5 protein-coding genes are annotated in these 4,691 nt (G+C 42.2%); 1 reads left to right on the top strand and 4 read right to left on the bottom strand.

Annotation, left to right across the window (positions count from 1 at the left end):
• Positions 1 to 802 (bottom strand): LysM peptidoglycan-binding domain-containing protein (locus ACRCJ0_RS09580; RefSeq protein WP_431390300.1); only part of this gene is annotated, 802 nt, incomplete at its 3' end.
• 38 nt (positions 803 to 840) lie between these two features.
• Between ACRCJ0_RS09580 and ACRCJ0_RS09575 the strand changes: the two genes are divergently transcribed.
• The gene (locus ACRCJ0_RS09575; RefSeq protein ID WP_431390299.1) at positions 841 to 1,278 is read left to right on the top strand and encodes a tyrosine-type recombinase/integrase; all 438 of its coding nucleotides are present in this window, start codon (positions 841 to 843) and stop codon (positions 1,276 to 1,278) included.
• Between the two features lie 127 nt (positions 1,279 to 1,405).
• Here ACRCJ0_RS09575 and cspD read toward each other — a convergent pair whose 3' ends face one another.
• The 3 genes from cspD to ACRCJ0_RS09560 form a co-directional block, all read right to left on the bottom strand.
• Positions 1,406 to 1,606: a cold-shock protein CspD gene (gene cspD / locus ACRCJ0_RS09570; RefSeq protein ID WP_016896897.1), complete on the bottom strand. Its 201-nt coding sequence runs from the start codon at positions 1,604 to 1,606 to the stop codon at positions 1,406 to 1,408.
• A 187-nt stretch (positions 1,607 to 1,793) separates the two neighbouring features.
• Entirely contained in the window at positions 1,794 to 2,498 is a 705-nt protein-coding gene (gene radC, locus ACRCJ0_RS09565; RefSeq protein WP_268403453.1) for a RadC family protein, read from the bottom strand.
• A 172-nt stretch (positions 2,499 to 2,670) separates the two neighbouring features.
• Complete coding sequence (locus ACRCJ0_RS09560) at positions 2,671 to 4,347, bottom strand: formate--tetrahydrofolate ligase (RefSeq protein ID WP_431390298.1); 1,677 nt, start codon at positions 4,345 to 4,347, stop codon at positions 2,671 to 2,673.
• Between the last annotated feature and the right edge of the window lie 344 nt (positions 4,348 to 4,691).

The raw sequence follows: 4,691 nt of genomic DNA, 5'->3' as shown, positions 1-4,691 counted from the left end.
TTGTCGCACCAGTTCCTGAAGCAGCATAAATCGCTACTCGTCCTTTGACTTCTGTGTCGATTAAATATATATCTTTCGCTGGGTTACCCACGATATTGTAACTTAACCCACCGTACGCTTTTGGCGTTAATAAATGAATCTCGTTGCCAACCGTAAAAGGACCTTTGACTCGATATACTCGCCAAGTATCAGCACTTGCCGGTAAGTATAGTTTCTTAGTAGTGTTAGCCACGCTACCACCTTTACCAGTAATTGTGGCACCAGTACCCGGTCCAGCATAGATGGCTACCGTACCTTTTACGCTTGTCTTAATCAAGTAAACATGAGGTGCTGGGTTACCTAAAATGTCATAGGTTAGCCCACCAAAAGCTGAAGGTGTTAACAAGTGCACCTCATTACCCACAGTGTACGGACCATTCGCATTGTATACACGCCATGTTTTAGCGCTTGCAGGTAAATGTAGTTGTTGGCCAGTAGATGCTGTAGATGAAGGGTTAGCAACGTATAATTTAGACTCTGGGAAAATAAGGTTAGGATTCTCAAGCTTGTTCCATATAACTATATTATCAACTGTCACACCGTATTTTTTAGCAATTGCACCTAGAGTTTCACCAGTTTGCACTGTGTGCATCTTAGCCGTAACAGATACATATCCGTCATTTTGAGTGGTGTTTGTGGCTTGTTGCGCCACTTTGTAACCTGCCAATTCAGCCTTAAAGTTTTTCCACTTCTGCCAGTCATTCCATTGCCAGTTACCCGGGCATAGTTTACCAGAAACATCATAGTGGCGAATTAGTATCAATAGACTATCGTAATGCAATTGACTTTGAAGCCCGTACAGTGCAGATAGAGCGTATTTTTGACCAAGAAAATAAGATTTATACATTACCAAAAACAAATGAACGAAGAACAATCTATTTAAACGATATTGCCTTAGAAACTATTAAAGAACAAATAATGATGGATAAAATGCGGATACTACAATACGGATTAGATCGTGAGAATGTAGCTTTATTCAGAAGCGACAACGGGTTGCCTAGACGGCCTAAGTTTTTAAATACTGAACTACATAAAATTAAAATTCCCAACAAGCATTTGACATCACATATCTTTAGACATACCTATGTCAGTCTGGCAGTTGAACAAGGAATTGATAAAGATACGATAGCTAAACAAGTTGGGCATGCTAATACTAAAATGATTGATGATATTTATTTACACGTTACCGACAAGATGGAGCAAGACATTGCAGACAAATTACATAGCTTTCAGATATAATTTGCTCCCTTTATGCTCCCTAGCGCTCCCTTTTTGGCATCGAATTTTAGACACAAAAAAACTAGCTAAACTGATGTTTAACTAGTCTGGTGGGCTGTTGCCCTAATTGTTAAAATTTAAATTAGATTTACGCTTTAACAACGTTAGCTGCTTGTGGTCCACGGTTTCCGTCTTCGATTTCGAAAGAAACTTCTTGACCTTCTTCTAAAGATTTGAACCCGTCACCTTGAATAGCTGTGAAGTGAACGAATACATCGTCAGCGCCATCGCGTTCGATAAATCCAAAACCTTTTTCTGCGTTAAACCATTTAACTTTACCTTGTTCCATAATAATAGAATCCTCCTCGTGCTCATGCACATATTTCTTTAGTAATTCTTGCACGGCTCGAGTAAAACTTTTAAGTGCTTAGCACTTTTAAAAATGTATAACTTTTTACCTATCCAAAAATTCTTACTTTAGTATAACATGGACAACTATTTTTAGCAATGATTATTAATAAGTAAAGTTATTTTTATCATTCAAAAATACCATATTCCTGTAAACTTAAGAAAGCATCGCCACCTACAATGATGTGATCCAATATTTCTATGCCAATCAAATCCCCCACCTCAGCCAACCGTCTAGTAAAATCGATATCCGCCTGAGAAGGCGACGGATTACCGGACGGATGATTATGGGCGACAATAATTCGCGCAGCAGACGCCCGAACCCCTTCTTTAAAGATTTCCCTTGGATGTGCAACTGAAGCATTTAGCGAGCCTATAAATATGGTCTTCTCTTTAACGATTTGATTTTTTGTATTTAGATATAAGGCCATCACATTTTCCTGCTGCAGGTCTTTCAACTTCTCAATACAATAATTCCCCGCATCTTTTGTCGACATAATTACGCCCAATTTTTCCTGGTTAGATTGGTATAAGCGCCGACCAAACTCTATAGCAGCCTGTATTTCAACCGCCTTAGCTGGTCCAACACCTGGCAACTGGATTAAATCATGGTAAGAAGCCGTACGCAAATCATATCTCGTCCCGAAATGCTGGATAATTTTCATAGCCAATTGAATGGCGTTCAGACTCCGGTTCCCAGTCCGTAACACAATAGCCAATAACTCATACATAGTCAACGATTCCGCCCCGTGGGTCATCAACCGTTCTCTCGGCCTAATCTCCTCTGGCAGCTCATGTATGGTTGTCTTTAATAACACTTGATTTTCAGTCATTCATTCACACCCCTCTACCATATTTATACGTGGAAAAAGTGCTAACTTGACCAATCTAAATATGAATAGAAATCAGATTTCGCTTATTTTGGCAAAAAGAAAAACGTGCAACTTTCGTTACACGCGCCCTCCCTCAATTCACTTGTAATTTCAGCTGATGTCACAGAAAATCCTAGAACAAGCCAGTGATTTCCCCATCTTTTTTAATATCCATATCCAAGGCTGCTGGATGTTTTGGCAAGCCTGGCATCGTTAACACATCGCCCGTCAAGGCCACAATAAAACCAGCCCCAATTTTTGGCACCAATTCACGTACTGTCACATCAAAGTCTTCTGGTCGACCCAAGGCTTTTGGATCATCAGATAGTGAATATTGGGTTTTCGCCATACAGATTGGTAAATTACCCCAGCCATTTTTCTCGAAACGACGCATTTGATTTTGCGCTTTCTTAGAAAATACAACATCACGTCCGCCATAAATTTTCTGCACAATGGCACGGGCTTTCTCTTCTAAATTCGTTGCTTCATAAGCATAAGTCGCTTTAAATTCCTGGTCATTCCCGTCAATTGCAGCTACGACAGCGTCCGCCAAGTCCAAACCACCCTGGCCACCATCAGCCCATACAGATGATTTCACACAAACGACCCCTAGTTCAGCACACTTGTCTAAGACAACCTGTTCTTCTGCTTCGGTATCCGTCACAAATTCATTCACACAAACAACTACTGGTACTTGGAACTTTTGCATGGTTTCAATATGTTTTTGCAGATTGGCAAAACCAGCCACCACCGCTTCAACGTTTTCCCCTGCATTCAAGTCTTTCACTGCAACGCCACCGTGCATTTTCAATGAACGGATGGTCGCCACAACAACGACTGCATCCGGCGCTTTTCCAAGGACGGGCACTTTAATATCCATGAATTTTTCGGCCCCTAAATCAGCCCCAAACCCAGCTTCAGTTACCACATAATCCGCTAATTTCAAGGCTGCGTGTGTCGCCACAACTGAGTTACAACCATGGGCGATATTGGCAAATGGCCCACCATGCACAAATGCTGGCGTATGCTCTAAAGTCTGGACTAAATTCGGTGCAATTGCGTCCTTCATGACCAAGGTTAAAGCACCTTCAGCCCCCAAATCAGCTACAGTAATTGGCTGACGGTCGCGGTTTTCCCCAATGACAATCCGGGCAAACCGCGCACGCATGTCTTCTAGGTCTGTCGCTAAACACAAAATCGCCATAATTTCTGATGCCACGGTAATGTCAAAGCCGTCTTGACGCGGGAAGCCGTTCCCAACGCCACCTAAGGCCACTGTAACCTCACGTAAGGCCCGGTCATTCAAGTCAACCGCCCGCTTCCAAGTCACCCGACGGACGTCGATATCTAACTCATTCCCTTGGTGGATGTGGTTGTCGATTAAAGCAGATAAGGTATTATTAGCCGTTGTGATGGCATGCATGTCGCCTGTGAAATGCAGGTTAATATCTTCCATCGGTTGGATTTGCGCGTAACCACCACCCGCAGCACCACCCTTAACCCCCATAGTTGGCCCTAACGAAGGCTCACGTAAGGCGATCATGGTTGACTTGCCGCGCTGACTCAAAGCATCCCCTAAACCGACTGTAGTTGTCGATTTCCCTTCACCTGCAGGCGTTGGGTTTATGGCTGTCACCAAAATCAACTTGCCGTTTTCATTCGATTCAATTTTTCCCAAGGTTTTTGCTGGTACCTTGGCCTTATATTTTCCATATAAATCGATATCGTCCACATTAAAACCAATTTTTTCAGCAATTTCACTTATCGGTGCCAACTCATTTTGTTGGGCAATTTGAATATCTGTTAACATGACAAAACCTCTTTCTATGACATCATTTTCTCATTATATTCTAGCATACTTCACAGCAAATCTAATACTTTCTTGAAAAAGAACGATTCCTCTCTTTGCTAGCAAAACTGCTATAGATAGGGGTCCTAGCAAGCCGACATCTACCCCTTTTGCCAAAAAGCACTTTCGTATTAAAAAAAGACTGGCCCACGGGGGTACCAGTCAAATTTGCTTAGTCTATAAATGGTAAGGCGTCACCAAGACGGCCAACGACTGCTAAAACGCGGTCGTAAGTTTCATCATCCGGGGCTACCAAATCAGGGACCATGATCACGTCTAAACCTGCTTGATAAGCAGCATTAACG

Source organism: Aerococcus sp. L_32 (genome assembly GCF_050689315.1).
Note: the sequence above shows the minus strand (reverse complement) of the source record. Positions and strands in the feature narration are given on the sequence as shown.